The organism is Solimonas marina, assembly GCF_012241385.1.
In the GTDB taxonomy this organism is placed as follows: domain Bacteria; phylum Pseudomonadota; class Gammaproteobacteria; order Nevskiales; family Nevskiaceae; genus Solimonas; species Solimonas marina.
Window position 1 is genome coordinate 160,325 of the sequence record NZ_JAAVXB010000004.1, and the last position, 24,204, is coordinate 184,528.

The 24,204-nt window shown below is 64.9% G+C and carries 20 protein-coding genes; 13 read left to right on the forward strand and 7 right to left on the reverse strand.

All coding sequences use genetic code 11. The features are described from left to right. Positions 1 to 29: 29 nt before the first annotated feature. The 4 genes from msbA (at position 30) to kdsB (ending at position 3,882) form a co-directional block, all read left to right on the forward strand. On the forward strand, positions 30 to 1,799 hold the full coding sequence (gene msbA / locus G7Y82_RS09075; RefSeq protein WP_168147728.1) for a lipid A export permease/ATP-binding protein MsbA: 1,770 nt from the start codon (positions 30 to 32) through the stop codon (positions 1,797 to 1,799). After that, positions 1,796 to 2,779, forward strand: a complete 984-nt coding sequence (gene lpxK, locus G7Y82_RS09080) for a tetraacyldisaccharide 4'-kinase (protein WP_168147729.1) — start codon at positions 1,796 to 1,798, stop codon at positions 2,777 to 2,779. Before msbA ends, lpxK begins: the two co-directional genes overlap by 4 nt. A 37-nt stretch (positions 2,780 to 2,816) precedes the next feature. Continuing rightward, positions 2,817 to 2,999 carry a Trm112 family protein gene (locus G7Y82_RS09085; protein WP_168147730.1) on the forward strand — a complete coding sequence of 61 codons (183 nt, stop codon included), beginning with the start codon at positions 2,817 to 2,819 and terminating at the stop codon, positions 2,997 to 2,999. Between the two features lie 97 nt (positions 3,000 to 3,096). Then, entirely contained in the window at positions 3,097 to 3,882 is a 786-nt protein-coding gene (kdsB, locus tag G7Y82_RS09090) for a 3-deoxy-manno-octulosonate cytidylyltransferase (protein ID WP_168147731.1), read from the forward strand. 285 nt (positions 3,883 to 4,167) lie between these two features. Here kdsB and G7Y82_RS09095 read toward each other — a convergent pair whose 3' ends face one another. Further along, entirely contained in the window at positions 4,168 to 4,758 is a 591-nt protein-coding gene (locus tag G7Y82_RS09095; RefSeq protein WP_168147732.1) for a TetR/AcrR family transcriptional regulator, read from the reverse strand. A gap of 88 nt (positions 4,759 to 4,846) precedes the next feature. On the opposite strand from G7Y82_RS09095, the gene G7Y82_RS09100 reads away from it, so the two are divergent. Beyond that, on the forward strand, positions 4,847 to 5,875 hold the full coding sequence (locus G7Y82_RS09100) for an NADP-dependent oxidoreductase (protein WP_168147733.1): 1,029 nt from the start codon (positions 4,847 to 4,849) through the stop codon (positions 5,873 to 5,875). 309 nt (positions 5,876 to 6,184) lie between these two features. On the opposite strand, the gene G7Y82_RS09105 is transcribed toward G7Y82_RS09100, so the two are convergent. Continuing rightward, positions 6,185 to 9,376 (reverse strand): Rne/Rng family ribonuclease, encoded by a 3,192-nt coding sequence (locus G7Y82_RS09105; RefSeq protein ID WP_168147734.1) that lies wholly within the window; start codon positions 9,374 to 9,376, stop codon positions 6,185 to 6,187. A 328-nt stretch (positions 9,377 to 9,704) separates the two neighbouring features. On the opposite strand from G7Y82_RS09105, the gene G7Y82_RS09110 reads away from it, so the two are divergent. Continuing rightward, the gene (locus G7Y82_RS09110; RefSeq protein ID WP_436286670.1) at positions 9,705 to 10,592 is read left to right on the forward strand and encodes an RluA family pseudouridine synthase; all 888 of its coding nucleotides are present in this window, start codon (positions 9,705 to 9,707) and stop codon (positions 10,590 to 10,592) included. Positions 10,593 to 10,702: 110 nt separating this feature from the next. Further along, positions 10,703 to 11,392, forward strand: a complete 690-nt coding sequence (locus G7Y82_RS09115; protein ID WP_168147736.1) for an HAD family hydrolase — start codon at positions 10,703 to 10,705, stop codon at positions 11,390 to 11,392. Between the two features lie 98 nt (positions 11,393 to 11,490). Here the strand turns inward: G7Y82_RS09115 and G7Y82_RS09120 are convergent, their stop codons facing one another. Then, a complete protein-coding gene (locus G7Y82_RS09120) occupies positions 11,491 to 12,096 on the reverse strand; it encodes a Maf family protein (protein WP_168147737.1) in 606 nt (201 codons plus the stop codon). 188 nt (positions 12,097 to 12,284) lie between these two features. Here G7Y82_RS09120 and G7Y82_RS09125 point away from each other — a divergent pair, with 188 nt between their 5' ends. From G7Y82_RS09125 to glk, 4 genes are all read left to right on the forward strand, one after another. After that, positions 12,285 to 12,677 carry a YceD family protein gene (locus G7Y82_RS09125; RefSeq protein ID WP_168147738.1) on the forward strand — a complete coding sequence of 131 codons (393 nt, stop codon included), beginning with the start codon at positions 12,285 to 12,287 and terminating at the stop codon, positions 12,675 to 12,677. A 25-nt stretch (positions 12,678 to 12,702) separates the two neighbouring features. After that, positions 12,703 to 12,903, forward strand: coding sequence for a 50S ribosomal protein L32 (rpmF, locus tag G7Y82_RS09130; RefSeq protein WP_168147739.1), 201 nt, complete (start codon positions 12,703 to 12,705; stop codon positions 12,901 to 12,903). Between the two features lie 23 nt (positions 12,904 to 12,926). Next, positions 12,927 to 13,967: a phosphate acyltransferase PlsX gene (gene plsX / locus G7Y82_RS09135; protein WP_168147740.1), complete on the forward strand. Its 1,041-nt coding sequence runs from the start codon at positions 12,927 to 12,929 to the stop codon at positions 13,965 to 13,967. Positions 13,968 to 14,068: 101 nt separating this feature from the next. Continuing rightward, complete coding sequence (gene glk / locus G7Y82_RS09140) at positions 14,069 to 15,064, forward strand: glucokinase (RefSeq protein ID WP_168147741.1); 996 nt, start codon at positions 14,069 to 14,071, stop codon at positions 15,062 to 15,064. 201 nt (positions 15,065 to 15,265) lie between these two features. Here the strand turns inward: glk and gspF are convergent, their stop codons facing one another. The 4 genes from gspF to gspC form a co-directional block, all read right to left on the reverse strand. Further along, positions 15,266 to 16,480, reverse strand: a complete 1,215-nt coding sequence (gene gspF / locus G7Y82_RS09145; RefSeq protein ID WP_168147742.1) for a type II secretion system inner membrane protein GspF — start codon at positions 16,478 to 16,480, stop codon at positions 15,266 to 15,268. A gap of 107 nt (positions 16,481 to 16,587) precedes the next feature. After that, entirely contained in the window at positions 16,588 to 18,072 is a 1,485-nt protein-coding gene (gspE, locus tag G7Y82_RS09150; RefSeq protein ID WP_168147743.1) for a type II secretion system ATPase GspE, read from the reverse strand. Further along, complete coding sequence (gene gspD / locus G7Y82_RS09155; RefSeq protein WP_240954189.1) at positions 18,072 to 20,222, reverse strand: type II secretion system secretin GspD; 2,151 nt, start codon at positions 20,220 to 20,222, stop codon at positions 18,072 to 18,074. Before gspD ends, gspE begins: the two co-directional genes overlap by 1 nt. 86 nt (positions 20,223 to 20,308) lie before the next feature. Further along, complete coding sequence (gene gspC, locus G7Y82_RS09160) at positions 20,309 to 21,172, reverse strand: type II secretion system protein GspC (protein ID WP_168147744.1); 864 nt, start codon at positions 21,170 to 21,172, stop codon at positions 20,309 to 20,311. Positions 21,173 to 21,459: 287 nt separating this feature from the next. Here gspC and clpS point away from each other — a divergent pair, with 287 nt between their 5' ends. Together clpS and clpA are read left to right on the forward strand one after the other, a co-directional pair. Beyond that, complete coding sequence (gene clpS, locus G7Y82_RS09165) at positions 21,460 to 21,783, forward strand: ATP-dependent Clp protease adapter ClpS (RefSeq protein ID WP_168147745.1); 324 nt, start codon at positions 21,460 to 21,462, stop codon at positions 21,781 to 21,783. A gap of 129 nt (positions 21,784 to 21,912) precedes the next feature. Then, complete coding sequence (gene clpA / locus G7Y82_RS09170) at positions 21,913 to 24,189, forward strand: ATP-dependent Clp protease ATP-binding subunit ClpA (protein WP_168147746.1); 2,277 nt, start codon at positions 21,913 to 21,915, stop codon at positions 24,187 to 24,189. The last annotated feature ends 15 nt before the right edge of the window (positions 24,190 to 24,204 follow it).

Genomic DNA, 24,204 nt, shown 5'->3' on the forward strand with positions numbered 1-24,204 from the left:
CATACCGGCTGCCTCAGATAACGACCGAAATGGCAAAAAAATCGAGTCTGGATAAGAGTGCCTGGCCGACGTACCGTCGTCTGCTCGGGTACTCGCTGCCGCACTGGAAGGTGATGGTGCTGGCGTTGATTGCGACCGCGGCCCTCGCCGCAGTCGACACCGCGTTTGCCGCGCTGATCAAGCCGCTTCTGGATCGCGCGTTCGTGCAACAGAACCAGGCCTACATTCGCTGGGTGCCGTTCTATATCGTCGGCCTGTTTCTGCTGCGGGGCCTGTCGTCTTTCGCTTCGATCTACGGCATGGCCTGGGTTGCACGGCGGGTCGTCAAGGACATGCGGGCGCGGGTCTTCAACAAGCTGCTGGACTTGCCGTCGCGCTATTACGACCGCATCAATTCGGCATCGCTGGTGTCGCGGCTGACGTACTTCGTCGAGCAGATCGCCGAGGCGACGACGACGGTGCTGACCAGTACGCTCAAGGACACCCTGACGGTGATTTTCTACGTCAGCTACATGTTCTATCTGAACTGGCGACTGACGACGTTCGCCTTCGTCGTCCTGCCGTTCATCGCGCTGATCATCAATTACGTGACCAAGCGCTTCCGGCGCATCAGCTCGCGCATCCAGGACAGCATCACCAACGTCACCGAAGCGGTCGATGAAGCCGTGCTCGGCCAGCGCATCGTCAAGGTCTACAACGCGCAGGATTTCGAGCGCGAGCACTTTGATCGCGTCAACGAGAACAACCGCTGGCTGAGCATGAAGGTCGTCGCGACGCGCGCCGGCAGCTCGGCGCTGATCCAGTTCATCGCCGCCTGGGCGGTGGCCGCGATCGTGTACTTCGCGACGCAGCCGAGCGTGCTGCAGCAGATGACGCCGGGTACGTTCGCGGCGTTCATGCTGGCCATGCTGTCGCTGATGCAGCCGATCAAGAGCATGGGCGGCGTCAACGAGAAGTTGCAGCGCGGCATCACCGCCGGCGTCGAGTTGTTCAAGGTGCTCGACGAGCCGGCCGAGATCGCCGATGGCCAGCGGCCGCTGGCGCAGGCGCGTGGCGCCCTCGAGTTTCGTGATCTGCGTTTTCGCTATGAAGGGCAGGCGCGCGACGCACTTCGCGGCGTCAACCTGAGGATCGAGCCGGGGCAGACGGTGGCGTTCGTCGGCAAGTCGGGCAGTGGCAAGTCGACGCTGTTGGCGATGCTGCCGCGCTTCTACGATCCGGACAGCGGCAGCATCATGCTCGACGGCCACGATCTGCGCGAATATCCGCTGCGCGATCTGCGCCGACAGATGGCGCTGGTCGACCAGCAGGTGCGTTTGTTCAACAACAGCATCGCCGAAAACATCGCCTATGGTCTCGATCCGCTGCCGGACGAAGCGAAGATCATTGACGCGGCGAAGCGGGCCCACGCCTGGGAATTCATCGAGCAGCAGCCACAAGGGCTGCAGACGCTGGTCGGTCAGAACGGCGCCAAGCTGTCCGGCGGCCAGCGCCAGCGCCTGGCGATCGCACGCGCGCTGCTCAAGGATGCGCCGATCCTGATCCTCGACGAGGCGACCTCGGCGCTCGATACCGAGTCGGAGCGCATGATTCAGGACGCGCTGGAGCGGCTCGTCGAGGGCCGCACGACGCTGGTGATCGCGCATCGCCTGTCGACGATCCAGCACGCCGATCTGATCGTCGTCATGCAGGACGGTGCGGTTGCCGAAACCGGCACGCACGACGCGCTGCTGGCGCGCGACGGTCTCTACGCGGCGCTCTATCGCATGCAGTTCAGCGACGAGCAGGGCGAGACTTGAAAACGGCGCTGGAGCGACGCTGGTACGCGTCGTCGGCGCCACCGGCGCTGTTGCAGCCACTGGCGGCGCTGTACGGCGCGATCAGTCGCGCTCGTCGGCGGCGTCTGCAGGACAGGGCCGTCCAAGTGCCGGTGCCGGTCGTCATCGTCGGCAACATCAGCGTTGGCGGCACCGGCAAGACGCCTTTTGCGATCTGGCTGCTGGAGCGTTTGTGCGAATGGGGGTGGACCCCGGGCGTCGTCAGTCGCGGCTATGGCGCGCAGCCGCCGCAGCGGCCTTATCGCGTTCCGACGGGCGGTGATCCGCGTCTGTGCGGTGACGAGCCGCTGCTGATCGCGCAGCGCAGCGGCTGCCCGGTCGTGATCGATGCTGATCGTGTCGCCGCGGCGCGGTATCTGCTGGCGACGCATCCCGCGGTCGACATCATCCTCAGCGACGACGGTCTGCAGCACTATCGGCTGGCGCGAAACGTCGAGATCGCGCTGGTCGATGGCCGGCGCGGCCTCGGTAATGGCGCGCTGTTGCCGGCCGGGCCATTGCGTGAAGCGCCGGCACGGCTGAACGAGGTCGACCTGGTCGTCATCAACGGCGGCGACTGGTCGCGCGGCGGCGCGCTGCACATGTGCCTGCAGGCAGACGACGCACGACATCTGCTGGACGGCGAGCGCCGCCCGCTGGCGGCATGGCGCGGACAGCGTGTGCACGCTGTCGCCGGCATCGGCGATCCGACGCGTTTCTTTGCCACGCTGCGTGACGCCGGGCTCGACGTCATCGAGCATCCGTTCGCCGATCACCACGCCTACACCGCCGCCGATTTGGCGTTCGGCGACGCGCGACCGGTGCTGATGACGGAGAAGGATGCCGTCAAATGCACGTTGTTCGGCGATGGCCGATTGTGGAGCCTGCCGGTGGTGGCATGGCTAGACGAGCGCGACGCAGCGCGTGTGCGACAATGCATGGAAACCGCACGGCCGGTCTGAACCGGCCTGGCAACGAGCAAGAGGTCGAGTCACGACGATGGACAAGCGTTTGCTGGAAATTCTCGTATGTCCGGTCAGCAAGGCGTCGCTCGAATGGCGCGCCGATCTGCAGGAGCTGTGGTGCCGTGCGTCGCGGCTGGCGTATCCGGTACGCGATGGTGTGCCGGTGATGCTCGAAGATGAGGCGCGTGCGCTGGCCGACGAGGAATTGCAGGCATGAGCATGCGACACGGGGCTCTGCGCGCCGCGCAAACGGGGGCGGGAGCCGGCTCTCTCATGCGAGCGACCGTCCTTGCAGCTGGCGCGAGGGTGGACGAATGAGCGACGAGCCGGCCGTCGTTGCCGAGCCGTTCAAGGTCGTCATTCCCGCGCGCCTGGGGTCGACACGCCTGCCGCGCAAAGTGCTGCGCGAGATCGCCGGCAAGCCGGTCGTTCAGCACGTCTGGGAGGCGGCCCGCAAGGCCGGCGCCGACGAAGTCATCGTCGCCACCGATTCCGATGAAGTCCGGGTGGCTTGCGAGGCATTTGGTGCCGACGTCCGACTGACGGCACCCACGCATAATTCCGGCACCGACCGCGCCAACGAGATCGCGCGCCAGGCGGGCTGGGATGCATCGACCATCGTCGTCAACCTGCAGGGCGACGAGCCGATGATGCCACCGGCGCTGGTGGCCCAGGCCGCGCAATTGCTCGCCGATGATCCGCAGGCGCACATCGCGTCGCTCTGCCATCCGTTGCAGTCCGTCGACGAGTGGCTGAACCCGAACGTCGTCAAACTGGTCATGGATCGTCGCGGCTATGCCATGTATTTCTCGCGCGCGCCGATCCCGTGGCGCCGCGAAGGTGCCAGCCGCGAGCAGCCGCGCCTGCCGAGCGGCCTGGCCTTCCGCCACATCGGCCTGTACGCCTACCGCGTGGCGGCGCTGACCGAATTCAGCGAGCTGTCGCCGGCGCCGCTGGAGGACTGCGAGGCGCTCGAGCAGTTGCGCGCGCTCACACATGGCTTTCGCATTCGCATGGGCATTACCGAGACGCCGCCGCCGCGTGGTATCGATACGGAAGAAGACCTGCAAGCCGTCGAGCGCCTGTTCAGCGCGGGCTGAGCAGCGGGCCTTCGCCAGCGCGTTGCGCAAGCAAGCCGCCGGGTAGCTGGCGATCCGGTTGCGGTCGCCACCGCGGCGGAGGTGGCCGTGCTTGGCTGGCTTAACGATGCCGCTTTGTGCGCTTCAGTGGACGCGACGCCAGGTTCGATGCGGGCAGGGGCTCTCGTCGGTGACTAGGACGTCGGTTGTCGAATTGTGCTTAGGGCGGAATCTCGCTGCGCAGATGTCCTGTGGTGGTGTGTCTTGGCGATCGGGTGGCAGCAAGGCCTGAGCATGCCATCGCCGCTATCTCGGGTTGCCGCTGCGGCCGTTTGATTCAGGGATGCGGCCATGATCCACGAGGATCGCGCTGGCGATCACGTCGAAAAGGCGATCAGCACGCAGCGCGTGTGTGGGCTGCTCTCGGAGCCAGGCGAGGGCCGCGATCAGGTCGAACAGTTCGTCGCCATTCAAGTCGGGTCGCGCCATCCCTTCGTCTTGAGCACGAGCGAGCAGCGCTGCGCCTGCTGCGCGCAACGTGACGCATGACGCGTGCAGTGCGGAATCAGGATTTTCGATAGCGCCCATCATCAATGCGATGACGCCACGGTGCTCGTGGGTAAACGCGGTGGTTTCCTGCAACCACGATAAAAGCGCTTCATCGGGAGCTTGCGATGCTTCGAGCGCCTGGGCCTTTTCCGCCAGCGTATTGAAGCTCGCACGCAATATGGTTTCCAGCAGAACTTCCCGCGTCGGGAAGTGCCGGTACAGCGTGCCTAAGCCAACGTCGGCCCTGCGGGCGACATCGCGCAGGGAGGCATTGGCACCTTGCTCAGCGAAGACGTCCCGCGCGACCGCAAGCAGTTGTTCGTAGTTCTTTTTGGCGTCGGCTCTCATAGGCTTAATTTGACAATCGGAGCACTGCTCCATATATATGGAGCAGTGCTCCGATCAAGATAATTCATTTCCGCCCCAGGAGAAAGCAATGCCAGTCAAGACGATGAAAGCCATTCGCCAGCATGCGTTCGGGGGACCTGACGTGCTGCGTTACGAAGACGCCCCGATGCCCGAGTTGAAGACGGGCGAAGTGCTGGTGCGCGTTCAGGCCGTGGGCGTCAATCCACCCGACTGGTATCTGCGCGAGGGATACAAGATGTTACCCCCGGAGTGGCGTCCCCCTGTGTCCTTCCCCCTCATTCTCGGGACCGATGTGTCGGGCGTCGTCGAAGCCGTCGCTGACGATGCAGGCGGCCTGGAACGTGGTGACGAGGTGTACTCGATGGTCCGATTTCCTGCTGGAATGGCCGGAGACAGCGGAGCCTATGCTGAGTACGTTGCAGTCCCGGCTTCGGAGATTGCGCGCAAGCCGACCCACATTGACCATGTGCATGCCGCAGGTGCTCCGATGTCGTTGCTCACCGCCTGGCAGTTCCTGGTCGATCCGGGACACGACGAACCGAACCCGCTGCAGCCGAATCGGCATGAGCCCGTGCCGCTCGAAGGCAAAACCGTCCTCGTGAACGGCGCCGCCGGTGGCGTCGGGCATTTCGTGGTGCAGGTGGCCACATTGAAGGGCGCGCGCGTGATTGCAATTGCGTCGGGCCGACATGAAGCGCTCCTTCGAGATCTGGGCGCAGATGAGTTCATCGACTACACCCAAACGATTGCCGACGACGTCGTGCGCAACGCTGATCTCGTGGTTGACGCAGTAGGGGGCGCGACTTCGGGACGCTTCTTGCGCACGCTGAAACGTGGCGGTGCCTTATTCCCGATCTTTCCCTTGGGCTTCTCTGGCTTCGACGAGGCCGAGCAGCTGGGCGTTACCGTCTCAGCAACTCAGGTGCGGTCAAATGGGGCGCAGCTTGCGGCGCTCGGCCGTCTGTTGCACGCGGAGGCGATTCGTGTCGTGATCGACAGTACCTATCCGTTGGCCGATGCGGCAGAAGCGCATGAGCGCGCAGCGCGCGGGCATATCCAGGGCAAGATCGTGCTCACGGTCAACGAAGCGAGATGATTCTGATGCGCGCCATCGAGCGCGCGATGAATGACCTATTCAGTCCGCGGCTCACGGCGGAGGAGGCGGACAGTCGGCATTTCAGTGATGACTTTCGCCAGCGCGTGAACGGACGCTGGATTGATCGAGCGACGTTTCTTTCCCGCATCGACCAGATCAGGGCTATGGCTGATCGTGTCCCGTCGCGGGCTTGCGCCGCTCGCCAACCTTTGTCTGGTGTGGAGCATGAATATTTACGGCTCACTGCGGTGAGTCAGCGCAAAGAAAAAGGCGGCCTGACGGCCGCCTTTTTCTTGACCGCTAGCGCATTCAGGCCGGCTTGTTCGACGTGTCGTCGGCCTTTTCGGGTTTCTCTGCTGGCTTGGCTGCTGCCTGCTCGGCCGTGGCCTTCTCGAACAGCTTGAAGTAATCCGACGCCGGCGCGCTGGCGCGAAATTGCGGCGTACGGGTCGGGTCTTCGGTGTGTGGCTCGGCCGTGACCGGCGCCGGCTCCGTTTCGCCCGCTTCTGCTGCCGTCGCGACTTCCGGCGGCGTGGCTTCGGCGGCGTTTGGCGTCGCCGACGGTTCTTCCGACGGCTCGGCACTGGCCGCGACTTCGACGGGCTTCGGTTCCTCAGCTTCGACGGTCGCTGGGGTCTCGGCCGGCGCCGCCGATTCCGATTCGACGCTGGCCTCTGTCACGTCAGCATCGGCTGCCGGCTCTACCGCCGCCAGCGGCATGTCGCTGGCCGTGCCATCGCCGGCGATGGCTGCAGCGGCGGGCTGTTCCGGCACGATTTCAGTCGTCGGTGCGGGCGCGGCTGCCTCGGCTGCTGCGGTCACGGCTTCTGCCGTTTCCAGCGACTGCGGGGGCTCGTGTGCGGCTGTGGGCTCAGCGTCCGGCGTCTGCGCTTCCATTGACACTTCGACCGGTGCTTCTGCGCGCGGGGCGTGGTCTTCGACCACGTCCGGCGGTGTGGCATCGACGGCCGCAATGTCGGCCGCTTGCGCTTCAGGTGCGACTGCGGTGGTCGCCGCCACCGCTTCGTCAGCGGTTGCCGGCGCGACGTCGCCCTCGATCGCGGCATCGGTGGTTGCTGCCGGTTCGCGTGACACCTCGCGCAGCAACGGCAGCTGCGTCTCGATGCGTGGCGCGCTGGCCGGTGCCGGGCTTGTCTCCGGCGTTGCCGATTCGTCGGCGTCGACCATGTCGTCGCTCAATTCGGCGTCGCCAGCATCCCCGGCCGTTGCCTTCTCGCGCGCGGCTGCGGCTTCGGCGCGCTCCCGGCGGTCGCGGCCGCCACGGCGGCGGCGGCGGCGGCCGTTGCCGCTGCCTTCCGGACGTGCGTTGCCTTCGCCGGCGCCCGCGACTGTTGCGGTTGCGCCTGCAGCGACTTCGGCTTCGACAGCGACTTCAGGCGTCAGCTTCTCGGCGACGGCATCGGCCGGGCGCGGTACCGGCGTCTGCGATGTCGCTGGCGGCTGTGCGTTGCGTGCCGGCTGCTGGACGTTGTCCTTTTCCTTGGCCTTGTCCTTATTGCCCTGATCCTTGCTGACGTCCTTGGCCTGCGCATTGCCGCGCGCCTGCTGCGCAGTGGCATTGCTGCGCTGACCGCGCTGGGCATTGTTCTGCTGACCGCCACGGGCGTTGTCGCGGCCACCGTCGCGGGCCGAGCGCTCGCCGCCACGGTTGCCGTCGCGGCGCTGTTCGCCGCGACCCCGACGGTCGTCACGATCGCGACGGCCGTCGCGACGCTGCTGCGGTTTCTTCGCCGGGGCGGCGGCGACCGGTTCGGCGACCGGGCGCGGGCCGATGCCGAGCAAGCGCATCAGTCGCGTCCAGAAACTTTCCGAGGCGGCTGCACCGGCCGGCTGCATGATGACCTGCACCGGTTGCTGGATGACGACCGGTGCCGGCGTCGACGGCAGGATCTGCTTGACCGCCGGTTCGGCGAGCACGCGCTGGACCTGCACGGCCTTGCCGAGCTCTTCCTGCGCCTGGACGTCGAAGTCCTGTGCGAGCTGGTAGCTGGTGTTGCCGTTGCCGTCCTGCTGCATGGCGTCGTTGCGCACGCGGCGGATTTCGTAGTTGGGCGTGTGCAGCGACGGATTCGGCACCAGCGTGATGTAGGTGCGATAGCGTGCCTCGATTTCGCGAACCGCCAGTCGCTTTTCGTTGAGCAGGAAGGTGCCGACGTCGACCGGTACCTGCGCGATGACGCGCCCGGTGCGGTCTTTCATGGCTTCTTCTTCGATCAGGCGCAGGATCGACAGTGCCAGCGATTCGACGCTGCGGATATGGCCGCGGCCGGCGCAACGCGGGCAGGGGATCTGCGTGTGCTCGCCGAGGCTCGGGCGCAGGCGCTGGCGCGACATTTCGAGCAGGCCGAAGCGCGAGATCTTGCCGATCTGGATGCGCGCGCGATCCATCTCGACCGCCGCTTCGAGGCGCTTTTCGACTTCACGCTGATTCTTCGACGAATTCATGTCGATGAAGTCGATGACGATCAGGCCGCCGTGGTCGCGCAGGCGCAGCTGACGTGCGATTTCGTCGGCCGCTTCGAGGTTGGTGTTGAGCGCCGTGTCCTCGATGCTGCCGCCGCCGGTGGCCTTGGCCGAGTTGATGTCGATCGCGGTCAGGGCTTCGCCGTGGTCGATGACGATGCTGCCGCCGGACGGCAGGCGCACGGTGCGCTCGTGCGCCAGTTCGATCTGCGATTCGATCTGGAAGCGCGAGAACAGCGGAATCTCGTCCTTGTACAGCTTCAGACGCGGCAGGTTCTGCGGCATCACATGTTCCATGTGCTGCCGGGCCTGCTCGAAGATTTCGGCGTTGTCGATCACCACCTCGCCGATATCCGGGCGCAGGTAGTCACGCAGCGCGCGCAGGATGATGTTGTTTTCCTGGTAGACCAGGAACGGCGCCTTGCGCTCGCTGCCGGCCTTCTCGATCGCGCCCCAGATTTCGGCCAGATAGTTGGCGTCCCACTGCAGCTCTTCGACCGTGCGGCCGACGCCGTTGGAGCGGATGATGACCCCCATGCCGTCGGGGATCTCCATCTTTTCCAGCGCTTCCTTGGCCTCTTCGCGCTCGTCGCCCTCGGCGCGACGCGAGACGCCGCCGGCCTTCGGGTTGTTCGGCATCAGGACCAGATAGCGGCCGGCCAGCGAGACATAGGTGGTCAGCGCCGCGCCCTTGTTGCCGCGCTCTTCCTTCTCGACCTGGATGATGACTTCCTGGCCTTCCTCGAGCTGCTCGCGCAGATTGCCGCTGGACTTGCCGTCCTTGAAATAGCTCTTGGCGATTTCCTTGGCCGGCAGGAAGCCGTGGCGCTCGGCGCCGTAATCGACGAAGCAGGCTTCGAGCGACGGTTCGACGCGGGTAATACGACCTTTGTAGACGTTTCCTTTCTTTTGTTCGCGGGCAGCGGTCTCGATATCAAGGTCCTGCAGCTTCTGCCCGTCCACGATCGCCACGCGCAGCTCCTCTCGCTGCGTGGCGTTGATCAAAATGCGTTTCATGCAATAAGTCCTGTGAGGCACGGCGAGCGCCGTCGGAGGACTCGTCCCGGATTCGGCGGGTGTCGCGAATCGTCATGGAATCCCCCGGCGCGTTTCGTGCGCGATTCTGGTTCATACGAGTCGACGCGCGAGTTGCGCGAGCGACTGAAATTCGGAGCGGACGCGGGGCTGATACACTATGCGAGATCCCTGCATCTCATTTTTCTTCCGTAACCGTTGATTCGGGAACGGAAAATTTCGTCCTGAATTAACGGAAGTCTTTATTTTGACACAAGATCGTCCACAAGTCAGATATGTGTCGGCCGGGGCCGGGGACGACGGTCAGCGGATAGATAATTTCCTTCTGAAACAATTGCCTGGCGTTCCGAAGTCGCACATCTACCAGCTGCTGCGTTCCGGTCAGGTCCGCATCAACGGCGGGCGTGCCAAGGCCGAGCGCAAGCTCGTCAAGGGCGACGAGGTGCGGATTCCGCCGGTGCGCGCCGCCGACAAGGCGCAAACCGCCCGCCCGCCCGATGCCGTGCTCAACGCGCTGCGTGCCGCCATCGTGCACGAGGACGAGCACTACCTGGCGATCAGCAAACCGGCCGGCCTGGCCGCGCATGCCGGCAGCGGCGTGCCGTACGGCGTGATCGAGTCGGTGCGGGCGTGGAACAAGTATGAGTTCATCGAGCTGGCGCATCGTCTCGATCGCGATACCAGCGGCGTGCTGCTGCTGGCCAAGACCCGGCCGGCGCTGCTGCGCGCCCAGCGCGCGCTCAAGCACGGCGAGGCCGACAAGCGCTACTTCGCGCTGCTGGTCGGCAAATGGCGGGGCGAGGATCGCGACGTCGATGCCGCTCTGGTGCGTAACCGCCTGCAGTCCGGCGAACGCCGTGTGCAGATCGACGAGGATGATGGCAAGCCGTCGAAATCGCGGTTTTCGCCGAAGGCCCGCTACCGTGACGCGACGCTGTGCGAAGTGCAGATCTTTTCCGGCCGCACCCACCAGATCCGCGTGCACGCGCTGGCACTGGGGCACCCGGTGGCCGGCGACACCAAGTACGGCGAACGCAGCGACAACAAACCCCTGCGCGACCTGGGCTTGAAGCGCATGTTCTTGCACTCGCATTTCCTGCAGCTGCCGGCGCAGGGCGACTTCGGCAAGCTGTTGCTCAACGCGCCGCTGCCGGACGAACTGCGCGACGTCCTCGACCGCCTGCCGCGCCCGCGCTGATGAAAAGCCACGGCGGAACCACAGATTTCACAGATTCCACAGAAGTTACGAAGGGTGTGGGCTTTTCCATCTGCGAAATCTGTGAAATCTGTGGTTGATCGCTTTTGCTCATGAACCAGATCAAGCTCGTCATATTCGACTGGGACGGAACGCTCGCCGACTCCGCCGCGATGATCGTCGGCGCGATGCAGCGCGCGATTGCGGCGTTGCAGTTGCCGCCGCGCGACGACCGCACGATCCGTGAGCTGATCGGCCTGGGCCTCGACGACGTGCTGCAGCGCCTGTACCCGGAGTACGAGCTGGAAACGCTGCGCGCATTGCTTGGCCAGTACCGGGCGCAGTGGCTGGCGTCCGACGCCGGCGAGGCGCCGCTGTTCGCTGGCGGCATCGATGCGCTGCGCACGCTCGGCGCCAACGGCCTGCGCCTGGCGGTGGCGACCGGCAAGAGCCGCAAGGGGCTGGACCGGTCGCTGGCGCATCACCACGAACTGGCGGCGCTGCTCGTCAATACGCGCTGCGGCGACGAGACCGCCGCCAAACCCGATCCGCGCATGCTCGTCGAGCTGCTGCAGGACGAGGGCCTGGATGCCGAACAGGCGCTGATGGTCGGCGACACCGAATTCGATGCGGCGATGGCGCGCGCGATCGGCATGCCGTCGGTCGGCGTCGCCTGCGGCGTGCATCAGCCCGACCGCATCCGCGGCGCCGGCGCGATCGCCGTGCTCGAGTCGGTGGCGGTGCTGCCGGCGTGGCTGCGACGCGCCGCGTCCGACCCTTCGTCCTGGCACCAAGGCGTTTAAGCGCAGATGACGCTGGCCACGCAGAAGAAGGGTGCGAGATTCCACACTGCTGATCTGCGTTAATCCGCGAAATCTGCGGTTCTATCTTTTCGGCAGCGTTACGGAAGCGGAAAGCCAGCCGTGCGCAGCAACCGCGCGGTGGCGATCAGTGGCAGGCCGACCAGGGCCGTCGGGTCCTGGGTCTCGATCGCCTCGAACAGCGTGATGCCGTAGCCCTCGCACTTGAAGCTGCCAGCGCAGTCGAGCGCCGGCTCGATCTCCACATAGCGCCCGATCTGTTCGGCGGTCAGTGCGCGGAAGCGCACCGTGGTGACGTCGACGGCGCGATAAAAGGCGTCGCCGCGCTGCACGGTGACGGCGGTGAAGAACTGAACGGCGCGGCCGGCACAGTTCGCGAGCTGGGTGCGTGCCGCGTCCGCCGTGCCGGGTTTGCCGAGAGCGCGGCCGTCGAGCGCCGCAGCCTGGTCGGAGCCGATGATCCAGGCCTGCGGGTGGCGCTTGGCGAGCACCGCGGCCTTGCCGTCGGCGAGGCGTTGGACGAGTTCCTCGACGGGTTCCTCGGGCCATGGCGTTTCGTCGATGTCGGCGGCCTCGGCAGTGAAATCGAGGTGGAGACGGCGCAGCAATTCGGCGCGGTAGCGCGACGACGACGCAAGGGTCAGCGCGGCTTGCGCAGGAGACGGCGGCTGCAAAGATTTAATCATTGATTCTTTTTGACTTTTGAAGGGCGCGTGTCTATGATTCGCGCCCTTTTTCCGGGACCGGGTCAGGCATGCCGATTCCGCGCAAAGTGACGGTGTCTTCGGCGGTGGCGCAGCGGCAAGCGTACCGCGGCGAGCTGCCGGCGCGCAGTCTCGAACGCTTGTCGTCGTCGTTGGCCGATGATGCGGCCATGCTGGATGTGGCGCTGGAAGCGGGCAAGTCGCACGGGCGGCAGATGCTGAGCGGCACGATCGACGGCGAACTGACGCTACGGTGTCAGCGCTGCGAGGGGCCGATGCCGTGGACCCTGCACGTCGACGTCGATCTGCGTCTGGTCGAAACGGAAGAGGAAGAGGCGGCCGCTCTGCACGAAGCGGACCCGTATCTGGTGCAGGACGACAGCCTGCCCCTGCAGGAAGTCGTCGAGGACGAAATTCTGCTGGCGCTGCCGATGCTGCCGCGGTGTGAATCGTGCGAAAATATTGTTCAGGCTGCGCCGCAGGAAGATCGCGACGAGGCCGTCCGCCGGGAACCGAATCCTTTCGCGGCGTTGAAAGACCGTATAGGCAAACAGAAGCAGTAGGGCAGTCGCCCGACGGAGCACTAAGATGGCAGTTCAAGATTCCAAGAAGTCCCGTGCCAAGCGCGGCCACCGCCACGCGCACTGGAAGAACAAGGCGACCGTTCCGGCGCTGTCGACCGACCCGACCTCGGGCGAGACCCATCGTCGTCACCATGTGACGGCCGACGGTTACTACCGCGGCAAGAAGGTCATCGACACGACTCCGGCCTCCGAGGCCGGCGAGTAAGTCATTCGAACGACGCCGTCGGCATGAACGCCACGGCTCCCGTCGTTCTTGCGATCGACGCCATGGGCGGCGATCACGGTCTGAAGACGACCGTGGACGCTGCCCTTTTGGCGTTGGCTGAATTTTCCACGCTGCAGCTGATTCTGGTCGGCGACGAGCGGCAGATTCTGGCGGCGCTGAAGAAGCGCAAGGCCGCGGCCGATGCACTGGCGCGGATCGCCGTCCAGCATGCCAGCGAAGTGGTGGCGATGGACGAAGCGCCGTCAAAGGCGCTGCGCAACAAGAAAGACTCGTCGATGCGTGTCGCGATCAACCTCGTTCGCGACGGTCGCGCGCAGGCCATCGTCTCGGCCGGCAATACCGGCGCACTGATGGCCACCGCCAAGTTTGTGTTGAAGACGATGCCCGGCATCGACCGGCCGGCAATGATCTCGCCGATTCCGTCGATGAATGGCCATGTCCATATGCTCGATCTCGGCGCCAATGCCGAGTGCAATGCCGACCAGCTGTTTCAGTTCGCGGTCATGGGCTCGGCGCTGCTGACCGCGACGCAGGGCATCGCGGAACCGCGTGTGGCGCTGCTCAACATTGGCGAGGAAGAGATCAAGGGCAACGAGGTGATCAAGCAGTGCGCGCAGCTGCTGCAGACCTCGAAGCTCAACTACGTCGGCTTCATCGAGGGCGACGGGGTGTTCCTGCGCGATGTCGACGTCGTGGTCTGTGACGGCTTCACCGGCAATATCGCGCTGAAGACCGGCGAGGGCGTCGCCAAGCTGATCTACCACTTCATCAAGCAGGAATTCACGCGCTCGCCGTTGACCAAGTTGGCAGCCCTGGCGGCGATGCCGGCGCTCAAGGCGCTCGGCAAGCGTATGGACCCGCGCAACTACAACGGCGCGAGCTTCGTCGGCGTCAACGGCATCGTCATCAAGTCGCACGGCAGTGCCGATGCTCCCGCGTTCGTCGCCGCGATCCGTGCGGCGCTGCGTGAAGTCGAGAACGATGTTCCGACACGTATCGCGCATTTGCTCGTCGACGCGCTGCCGCAGAGCGCAGCCGCCTGAGCCGCGGCGCTGAGGCGCCGCCACCGTCATCGCTTGGCCATTCAGCGCGCGCCATGCCGCGTGTCATAAGCTAGACGCGTTCCCTGTCTCACGAGACGACGATGATGCAAGCATCAGCTTCGGTCCGACTGGTCGCCGACATCGGCGGCACCAATGCACGCTTCGCGCTTGCAAGCCCGGGCGCTGGCAGGCTTGAGCTGATGGCCATCGAGGAGCTGCAAGCTGCCGCGTTCCCGACGCTCGCTGATGCCGCGAGGGATTATCTGTCGCGTCGTGCCGAAGGCAGCGTGGCGCAGGCGGTATTCGCGGTGGCGTCGCCAGTCACCGGCGATCGCATCAAGATCACCAACAATCCCTGGGAGTTCTCGGTCGCGTCGCTGCGCGATGCGCTGGCACTGCAGGTGCTCGACGTCATCAACGACTTCGTTGCCGTGGCGGCAGCGGTGCCGCAGCTCGAACGTGCCGACGTGCAGCCGCTGGGGTGCGAGGCGCCGGCGTTGGCGCGCGAGCATACCGATGGTCACTTTTCTGTTCTCGGACCCGGCACCGGTCTTGGCGTCGCGCAGCTGGTCCTGCAGGGCGGCCGTAGCATTGTGCTGGGCACCGAGGGCGGGCATGTCAGCTTTGCGCCGACGAGGCCGGAACACGTCGAGCTGTTGAAAGTGCTGTGGCGCGAATGGCCACGAGTCTCGGCCGAGCGCCTGCTGTCGGGGGCCGGACTGGTGGCCTTGTATCGTGCGGTCTGTGTGGTTGCCGGCTGGCCAGCCGACGAGCTGACACCCGCCGAGGTCAGTGCCCGCGACGCGCAAGGCGATGACGAAGCCGCCGCGCGTGCCGTCACGCTGTTCTGTGAGCTACTGGGCGCCTTCGCCGGCGACACTGCGCTGATGCAGGGTGGCTGGGGCGGCGTCTATCTGGCGGGCGGCATCACACAGAAACTGCTGGCGCGCATCGAGGCGAGCGCGTTTCGCGAGCACTTCGAAGACAAGGGCCGCTTTCGACCGTTGTTGCGTACGGTTCCGACACTGGCGATCACCCATCCCCATGTCGGCCTGCTCGGCGCGGCGGCAAGGGCGTTCGCGGCGGGAAGGCTTTAACCGCAGATTACGCAGATTGCCGCAGATTTAACGGCAAGAATGTTTTGAGGCGTGGCGGCCTCACTTTTGAGCTAGCAGCCTGTTCGGCACGGTGATTGATGCGGATCGGGTCAAACGCTGGTTTGGCAGACGAACCGGAAATGAAGCCTCCGCTTCTCCTCTGTGAAATCTGCGTAATCTGCGGTTAAAAAGCTTTCGCTCTTACTTGACGAGCTGGTTGAGGTCGAAGATGGGGACCAAGATCGCCAGGACGATCAGCAGCACGACGCCGCCCATGACGACGATCAGCGCCGGTTCGAAGATGCTGACGGTGGTCTGCACCAGCATTTCGACTTCGCGTTCCTGATTTTCCGCCGAGCGGTCGAGCATTTCGTCGAGACGGCCCGACGACTCGCCGCTGGAGATCAGGTGCACGGTAATCGGCGGGAACAGCTTGCTGGCCGATAGCGAGCGACTCAGCGTTGCGCCTTCGCGGACCTTGATCGTCGCTTCGTCGATGGCTTCGCGCATCGGCAGATTGGTGACGACCTGGGTGCCGATGCGCATGGCGTCGAGAATCGGCACGCCGGAGCCGAACAGGATGCCAAGCGTGCGCGTGAAGCGGCCAGTGTTGGCGCCGCGCGTCAGGCGGCCGACCAAGGGCACGCGCAGCAGGAAGGCATGGACACGGCGGCGGAACGGCTGTGCCCGCATCATGCGTGCAAAGACAAAAATCCCGATGCCGATCAGGATCGCCAGGTAGACGCCCCATTCGCGCAGGAAATTCGAGACCGCAATCAGGCCGCGTGTCAGCAGCGGCAGCTGTGCGCCGATATTGTCGAAGACGCCGACGACCTGCGGCACGACATAGGTCAGCAGCGCGACCACCACGCCGATCGCGACGACGGTCAGGATCACCGGGTAGATCAGCGCCAGGCTGACGCGCGACTTCATGACCTGACGACGCTCGACGTAGTCGGCGAGGCGTTCGAGGATGTAGTCGAGCTTGCCGGATTGCTCGCCGGCTTCGACGGTGGCGCGAAACAGTGGCGGAAACGCGGCCGGAAACTGATTCAGCGAATGGGCGAGGGCGTTGCCTTCGATGACGCCGGCACGCACGCCGAGCGCGATGCGTTTGACGCGCTTGCTCTCGCTCTGCTCGGAGACGGCGGTCAGCGCTTCGTCGAGTGGCAAGCCGGAACGCACGAGGATCGCCAGCTGGCGCGTGAACAGCGCCAGCTCGGCGCTGCTGATGCTGCCGCCGCGACGAAACGGCGAACCGCCGTTGGCCTTGGCTTCGGAGACCTGATGCACTTCGAGCGGCGTCAAGCCGCGGTCGCGCAACATTTGTCGCGCGTGGCGCGGCGTGTCGCCTTCGATCAGGCCCTTCTTCTCGCGGCCCTTGGCGTCGAGCGCGCTGTATTCGTAGGCGGCCATTGTTGGTTACGTGAGGCGTGAGGCGTGAGGCGTGAGGCGTGAAGTGGCGCAGGTGGCCCGGTCCTGTTTTTTACGCCTCTCGCCTGTCGCCTCCCGCCTCACGTTAATCAATCTTCGATCGTCACGCGCATGACTTCCGGCAAAGTCGTCGTGCCGGCGATGACCTTGTTGCGCCCGGACTGCAGGATGCCGGGGCCTTGGGTTCGGGCATAGGTTTCGAGCTGTTGTTCGGAGGCATTGTCGTGGATCATCGATTCGAGCTTGCGATCGACTTCGATGACCTCGTGGATGCCGGTGCGGCCGAGAAAGCCGGTGTGACGGCACTGCGGACAGCCGACCGGCTTGTGCAGGGTCAGCGGCTGCGAGACGTCGACGTCGAGCTGTTCCTTCTCGGCGGTCGTCGCCTCGTACGGCTCCTTGCAGTGCTTGCACAGCTGGCGCACCAGGCGCTGCGCCATCAAGCCGATCAGCGAGCTCGACAGCTGGTAGGGTTCGACGCCCATGTCGCGCAGGCGCGTGACGGCGCCCACGGCAGTATTGGTGTGCAGCGTCGACAACACGAGGTGACCGGTCTGTGACGCCTGCACGGCGATTTCCGCCGTTTCGAGGTCGCGGATTTCGCCGATCATCACCACGTCGGGATCCTGGCGCAGGATCGCACGCAGGCCGCGCGCGAAGGTCATTTCGACCTTGGTGTTGACCTGGGTCTGACCGACGCCATCGATGTAGTACTCGATGGGGTCTTCGACCGTCATGATGTTGCGCGAACGGTCGTTGAGCACCGACAGCGCCGAGTACAGCGTCGTCGTCTTGCCCGAGCCGGTCGGGCCGGTAACGAGCAGGATGCCGTAGGGGTGATGGATGATGCGCTTGAGCGCAGAGATCGAGTGCGAGTCCAGACCCAGCTGTTCAAGATCGAGCTTCTCGGCCTGCTTGTCGAGAATACGCATCACCACGCGTTCGAGGTTGACGCCGGTCGGGATTGTCGACACGCGGACGTCGACCTTGCGGCCACCGAAGGCGCGTGAGATGCGGCCGTCCTGCGGCAGGCGCTTTTCGGCGATGTCGAGCTTGGCCATGACCTTGATGCGTGACACCAGGCGCGGCGCCAGCTGGCGCGGCGGGGCCATCACTTCGCGCAGCACGCCGTCGACGCGGAAGCGAATCTGCAGGCGCGCCTCGAAGCTTTCGATGTGAATGTCGGACGCGTTCTCGCGAATCGCCTCGACCAGTAGTCCATTGATGAACTTGATGACCGGTGCGTCATCATCGGATTCGAGCAGGTCCTGATTTTCCTGCAGCGCCAAGGCCAGTGCGTCGAGGTCCGCCTCGTCGTCCTGCAGGCGATCCATCAGGCTCGCGGTGGCCGAGGTCTGACCTTCATAGGTGCGCGACAGCAGCGCGTCGAACTCCGATGGCGTCACCGACTGCAGGCGCAGCGGACGTCCGACGAAGCGACGCGTCTCCTGCACGGCGTCGATCGCGATGCCGGGCCGCGCAACGGCCAGCACATGATCGCCGCGATCTTCGGTGACGATCAGACCATGCCGTTTCGCGAACGTGAACGGCGGGCGGCGCACACCGCTTTCCATCAGTTCTGCTGCGCCTCGCCGTCGTTGCCGTCGTCGGTCTTGGCCGGCGGCGGTGTTTCGCCGCTGGCGGCGCCCGGCGCCGTGTCGGTTGCCGGTGCGCTGCCCGGCAGCACGACCGGCGCATCGCCGGCCGGCGCCTGCGCTGCAGGCGTAGGGTCGGCGCTGCCAGGCGCGGTCACCGGGGAGGCGGGCGCCGTCGCTTCATTGGCCGGCGGCATCGTCAGACTGCCGTCGGCGGCGGGCGGCTTCGACGACACCGGCGGGCTGTCGTGCAGGAATTCGTCATAGGAGCGCAGCAAAGGCGCGTCCTTGCTGCCGCTGCGGTTTGCCGCATCGAGCAGCTGTTGCTGAACGACCATGTACTTCTTGCGCGAGTAGTAGTCGACGTCCTGCTGGTCGCGCAGGATCGACGGCCGGATGAACAGCATCAGATTCTGCTTGGTCTTCTTGACCGATGTGCTCTTGAACAGATTGCCGAGCAGCGGAATGTCGCTGAGGAACGGGATTGCCGACTTCGATGCCTGGATCTGATCATCGATCAGGCCGCCGATGACGAGGATCTGGCCGCTCTCGACGCTGACGACATTGCTCAGCGTGCGCTTGTTGGTGATCAGGTTCGACGAGCCCGCCGTGCCGCTGGCGATGCCGGAGATTTCCAGATTCAGCTTGAGCTTGACGGTGTCACCGGCGCCGCTGATCTGCGGCGTCACCGACAGCGTCACGCCGACGTCCTTGCGGTCGATGGTCTGGAACGGGTTGACGACGCCGCTCGACGAGGTGGTGCCAGAGTTCGAATAGCTGCCCGACAGGAACGGCACTTCCTGACCGACCGAGAACTTGGCTTCCTCGTTGTCGAGCGTGACCAGCGACGGCGTCGACAGCACATTGGTGTCGCCGTCGCTACGCAGCGCCTTGATCAACGCGCCGAACAGCGAGCCGGTCGACTCGTTGTAGCTGCCGACCAGGGCAGTTCCGCCGCTGCCGAGCAGCGACGCGCCGGCGGCGGCATAGCTGGCAGCGCTGCTGGTGCTCGAGGCGCTGGAGGCAAGGCTCGAAAGCGCGCTCGACGTCGAGCTGTTGAGGATGCCGGCGGCGGCGATCTTGCTCGGGTCGTAGGCGATCCAGTCGATGCCCAGGTCTTTTTGCTTGTTGGCGCTGACTTCGGCGATCACGCCTTCGACCAGCACCTGTGCCCGACGAATGTCGAGCTGCGCGATGACGTTGCGGATCTGCCGCATTTCCTTCGGCGGCGCGGTGATGATCAGCGCATTGGTGTCCTTGTCGGCGATCACCTTGACATCGCCATTGCTGCCGCCGCTGGCGGCGCTGGCGGTTTTGGTCGCAGCGGCACCGCCGTTGGCGGAATCCTGCTGCTTCACCTGCTGGGCATAGCCCTCGAGGATGGGCGCCAGGTTTTCGGCGCTGGCGTTGCGCAGGTAGACCACCTGCGTGCCGCCGCCGTCCGGCAGCTTGACGTCGAGCTGACGGACGATGGCGGCCAGCCGTGCGCGGTCGGCCTTGTCGCCGCTGATCAGAATGCTGTTGCTGCGCTCGTCGGCGATCACCGACGGCGGCTTGTTGCTCGGGTCGGCCTTGGCGTCGGACTGCGCCATTGACGTCAGAACGCGAACGACCTCGGAGGCCGACGCGTACTTCAGGTGAATGTTGTCGATGTCACGGTCGCCGGCCTGGTCCATTTCCGCGATCAACTTGCCGAGACGCGCCACATTGGCGGCGCGGTCGGCGATGATCAGCGTGTTGTTGGCCTGGTAGGCCGCCAGATGCGCCCACTGCGGCATCAGCGGGCGCAGAATCGGCACCAGCTGCGCGGCGCTGACGTTCTGCAACTGGAAGACGTGGGTGACGACCTCGTCGCGCGGCAGGTGACGGCTGTCATTGGTGTAGCCGCCGCCCTCCCACTTGACGTTGGCGTCCGGCACGATCTTGATCGCATCGCCGGCCGGTACGGTCGCAAAGCCGTTGACCTCGAGCACGGCGAGGAAGGTCGCGTAGAGGCTGTCCGAACTCATCGGCGACGCCGAGATCACCGTGACCTTGCCTTTCACGCGATTGTCGACGATGAAATTCTTGCCGGTGACATCGCTGACCGTGGCGATCAGCGTATTGATATCGGCGTCCTTGAGATTCAAGGTGATATCCGCGTACGCGGGCACGGCGCTCAACCAGATGAGCGATGCCGCCGCGCAAACCGCGAGTTTGCGGAGCTTCATAAGAATCAATTGAGGTTCACGTTGAAATTCTGCGTCTGACCGCCGCGCTTGACGGTCAACGAGATGTTGTTGGCCTTGCTCAACTGCGTGAGCATCTGCAGGGCTTTCTGACTATCGTCCAATTGTATGCCATTGACCGCAGTGACCAGATCGCCGGGGCGCAGACCGATCTGGTTGAATGCGCCGCGCTCGCGGCCAGGGTAGACGCGAAAGCCGGCGAGCTTGCCGTCGATATTGGCCGGCCGCACCCGAATGAACTGCGAGGCCTTGGCCGGGTCGGCGAGCACCTGATCGCGAATCTGCGTCAGCATCTGCGCAGTGCCCGGCGACACCGAGTTGGCCGCGACTGGCGCGGTGCCGGTGGTCGGGGCTTCCTTGTTGAGGCGCAGCGTTTCCAGGGTGCCGTTGCGCGACAGCACGACGCGGTCAGGGAAGATCGCCTGCAGGCTGACGCCGCGAATCACGTCGTCGCCGATCGCATAAGGCTTTTCATCACCGCCGGATGCGCCGATCAGGGCGCGCGATTCACCATCATTGCTGTCGGCGAGGATGCCCATCAGTGTCAGTGACAGCCGGGTTTCCGGCGCTTCGGCGGCATTCTGGTCGGTGGCTTGCGGTTGGTAGGCACCGAACAGGTGTTCATTGACGATGCCCTGCAGGTCGGCCTGGCGCGCTGCGCCGTTCGGGCCGGCCGGCAGCTGCGGGGGCTGCCAGCGCGCGGCCTGCGGTGTCGGCACCAGTGCCCACACCAGCCGGGCACCCAGCCAGGCGATGACAATGACGAGCAGCAGCATGACGACCGGCGGCAGTTTGCGGCCGTGCTGCTCGTAGAGCCGGGCGAACGGCTGCAGGCTGAAGCTGGGACTCATGGCGGCGATCATAACCGCGCTGTCGGCAAGGAAATAGCCGTTTTCGGTAACAAATTTACCCCCAAACCCCTGAACAGGACCGCCGGTCGGCGGTTCTTGGCCCCGCTGCGGCAAAGCCCGACATGATGACGCCGCTGGATGACGTTCGCGAGTCGGAAGCCCGGCGCGCTGTCGGCTTTGACCCGGCGCAGCCGCCCGCGTTCCCCGTGCGGACGGACTTGTGGATGGTACAGCTTGAGTTGCCCGCCGTAGTCCCCACAATGGAGGGACGACGGTAAACTGACACCATGAGCAACGACGTCAAACGCGGCGACAACGGGCAGGGCCTGGCGGTCGAGGAGGACAAGCCGAAGCTGGCGCGCCCACCGATGTGCAAGGTTGTCGTCATCAATGACGACTACACGCCGATGGAGTTCGTGGTCCAGGTCTTGCAGGACTTCTTCCGACATTCGCGGGAGAAGGCGGTACAGATCATGCTTGAGATTCATACGTCGGGTCGTGGAGTGGCCGGTGTCTATCCGGCGGAGATTGCCGAGACCAAGACCGCGCAGGTCAACGCCTACGCCCGAAAGAATCAGCATCCATTGCTGACCGTGATGGAAAAAGTCTAGGGCTTTGCAGTTGACGAAGGTCGCAAGGACCGGAAGGATGGATTGCAGGCTGGTCGGTGGTAGGCGGTTGCCGTTCGTAGTCGTCATGAATTCGAGTGCATACATCGCGCGCGAGCGCGGAGGTTGCTGATGCTCAGCGAGGAACTTCAAAAAGCCCTGGATGCCGCGTTCGTTTCGGCGCGCATGGAAGGTCACGAGCTACTGACGGTCGAGCACTTGTTGCTGGCCCTGTTGTCGGATACCCACGTTGCCGAAGCGCTGGGGTCCGGTGGTGCCGACACCGAGAAGCTCGAAGCGGCGCTGAAGGATTACATCCGCAATCACATCCAGTCGATCCGCGACGTCGAGAAGCACGAAGTGCAGCCGACGCTGTCGTTCCAGCGCGTGCTGCAGCGCGCGATCTATCACGTCCAGGCCGCCGGCAAGAAGCAGGTGTCGACGCTCAACGTGCTGGTGGCGATCTTCTCCGAGAAGGACACCCACGCCGTGTTTCTGCTCAACGAGCAGGGCGTGACGCGCCTCGACATCGTCAATTTCATTTCGCACGGCATCGCCAAGAACGGCGCCGCGCCGGAAAAGCCTGCCGATCAGGAAGCCAGCGAAGAGGGCGGCGAGAAAGGGCAGACGCAAAGCGCGCTCGAGCAGTACGCCGTCAATCTCAACGAACGTGCTGCCGAGGGCCGCATCGACCCATTGATCGGTCGCGATCTCGAAGTCGAGCGCGTCATGCAGACGCTATGCCGTCGGCGCAAGAACAACCCGCTGCTGGTCGGCGAGGCCGGCGTTGGCAAGACCGCGATCGCCGAGGGGCTGGCCTGGCTGGTCGTCGAGGGCAAGGTGCCGGATCTGCTGAAGAACGCGGTCGTCTACAGCCTCGACCTCGGCGCACTGATCGCCGGCACCAAGTATCGCGGTGACTTCGAGAAGCGCTTCAAGGCCGTCATCAACGAGCTGCAGAAACGGCCGGGTTCGATCGTCTTTATCGACGAGATTCACATGATCATCGGCGCCGGCGCAGCCAGCGGCGGCGTCATGGATGCGTCGAATCTGCTCAAGCCTTTGCTGGCCTCGGGCGAGCTGCGCTGCATGGGCTCGACCACCTATCAGGAATACCGCGGCATCTTCGAAAAGGACCGCGCGCTGGCGCGGCGCTTCCAGAAGATCGACGTCGGCGAGCCGAGCGTCGACGATGCCATCAAGATTCTCGAGGGCCTGCGCGCGCGCTTCGAGGAACACCATCAGGTGCAGTTCACGCGCGGCGCTTTGCGCACCGCAGTGGAGCTGTCGTCGCGGCACATCACCGACCGGCATCTGCCGGACAAGGCGATCGACGTCATCGACGAGGCGGCGGCGCGCCTGCGCTTGCTGCCCGAGTCGAAGCGCCGCAAGACCGTGCAGGTCCGTGATATCGAGGAAACGGTAGCGCGCATTGCCCGCATTCCGCCGAAAAGCGTGTCGAGCAACGACCGCGACAAGCTGGCAACGCTGGAACGTGATCTGAAGCTGGTGATCTTCGGTCAGGACAACGCGATCGAGCAGCTGACCTCGTGCATCAAGCTGTCGCGCTCGGGGCTCGGTAGTCCCGACAAGCCGATCGGCAACTTCCTGCTCGCCGGTCCGACCGGCGTCGGCAAGACCGAGGTGACGCGCCAGCTGGCGCAGCTGCTCGGCATCGAGCTGATCCGCTTCGACATGTCCGAATACATGGAGCGGCACACGGTGTCGCGCCTGATCGGTGCGCCGCCGGGCTATGTCGGTTTCGACCAGGGCGGTTTGCTGACGGAAGGCGTGATCAAGCATCCGCATTCGGTGGTGCTGCTCGACGAAATCGAGAAGGCGCATCCGGATGTCTTCAACCTGCTGCTGCAGGTCATGGATCACGGCACGCTGACCGACAACAACGGTCGCAAGGCGGACTTCCGTAACGTCATCCTGATCATGACGACGAACGCCGGCGCAGAAGAATCGTCGCGTCGCTCGGTCGGTTTCTCCGAGCAGAACCACACGACCGACGCCATGGAAGTCATGCGCAAGATGTTCACGCCGGAGTTCCGCAACCGCCTCGACGCGATCGTCCAGTTCGCGCCGCTGGAGCGTCGCGAGATTCTGCGCGTCGTCGACAAGTTCATCCTGCAGCTCGAAGAGCAGCTCAGCGCCAAGAGCGTGCAACTGGAGGTCGACGAGTCGGCGCGCTTGTGGCTGGCCGATCGCGGTTACGACGTGAAGATGGGGGCGCGGCCAATGGCGCGCGTCATCCAGGAAAGCCTCAAGCGCCCGCTGGCCGAGGAACTACTGTTCGGCAAGCTCGCCAACGGCGGCCGTGTGCACGTTCAGCTCGGCGAGGGCGATACGCTGACCTTCGAACTCGAGGCCCGTGAGAAGGCGACGCAGCTCGAACCGGTCTGACGTCGACATTTCGCT

What these genes read in the sequence shown, in the direction of transcription:
- msbA (WP_168147728.1), top strand. Translation starts at nt 30, where the DNA reads ATGGCAAAAAAATCGAGTCTGGATAAGAGTGCCTGGCCGACGTACCGT.
- G7Y82_RS09085 (WP_168147730.1), top strand. Translation starts at nt 2,817, where the DNA reads ATGGACAAGCGTTTGCTGGAAATTCTCGTATGTCCGGTCAGCAAGGCG.
- kdsB (WP_168147731.1), top strand. Translation starts at nt 3,097, where the DNA reads ATGAGCGACGAGCCGGCCGTCGTTGCCGAGCCGTTCAAGGTCGTCATT.
- G7Y82_RS09095 (WP_168147732.1), bottom strand. Translation starts at nt 4,758, where the DNA reads ATGAGAGCCGACGCCAAAAAGAACTACGAACAACTGCTTGCGGTCGCG.
- G7Y82_RS09100 (WP_168147733.1), top strand. Translation starts at nt 4,847, where the DNA reads ATGCCAGTCAAGACGATGAAAGCCATTCGCCAGCATGCGTTCGGGGGA.
- G7Y82_RS09105 (WP_168147734.1), bottom strand. Translation starts at nt 9,376, where the DNA reads ATGAAACGCATTTTGATCAACGCCACGCAGCGAGAGGAGCTGCGCGTG.
- G7Y82_RS09115 (WP_168147736.1), top strand. Translation starts at nt 10,703, where the DNA reads ATGAACCAGATCAAGCTCGTCATATTCGACTGGGACGGAACGCTCGCC.
- G7Y82_RS09120 (WP_168147737.1), bottom strand. Translation starts at nt 12,096, where the DNA reads ATGATTAAATCTTTGCAGCCGCCGTCTCCTGCGCAAGCCGCGCTGACC.
- G7Y82_RS09125 (WP_168147738.1), top strand. Translation starts at nt 12,285, where the DNA reads ATGCTGGATGTGGCGCTGGAAGCGGGCAAGTCGCACGGGCGGCAGATG.
- rpmF (WP_168147739.1), top strand. Translation starts at nt 12,703, where the DNA reads ATGGCAGTTCAAGATTCCAAGAAGTCCCGTGCCAAGCGCGGCCACCGC.
- plsX (WP_168147740.1), top strand. Translation starts at nt 12,927, where the DNA reads ATGAACGCCACGGCTCCCGTCGTTCTTGCGATCGACGCCATGGGCGGC.
- glk (WP_168147741.1), top strand. Translation starts at nt 14,069, where the DNA reads ATGATGCAAGCATCAGCTTCGGTCCGACTGGTCGCCGACATCGGCGGC.
- gspF (WP_168147742.1), bottom strand. Translation starts at nt 16,480, where the DNA reads ATGGCCGCCTACGAATACAGCGCGCTCGACGCCAAGGGCCGCGAGAAG.
- gspE (WP_168147743.1), bottom strand. Translation starts at nt 18,072, where the DNA reads ATGGAAAGCGGTGTGCGCCGCCCGCCGTTCACGTTCGCGAAACGGCAT.
- gspC (WP_168147744.1), bottom strand. Translation starts at nt 21,172, where the DNA reads ATGAGTCCCAGCTTCAGCCTGCAGCCGTTCGCCCGGCTCTACGAGCAG.
- clpS (WP_168147745.1), top strand. Translation starts at nt 21,460, where the DNA reads ATGAGCAACGACGTCAAACGCGGCGACAACGGGCAGGGCCTGGCGGTC.
- clpA (WP_168147746.1), top strand. Translation starts at nt 21,913, where the DNA reads ATGCTCAGCGAGGAACTTCAAAAAGCCCTGGATGCCGCGTTCGTTTCG.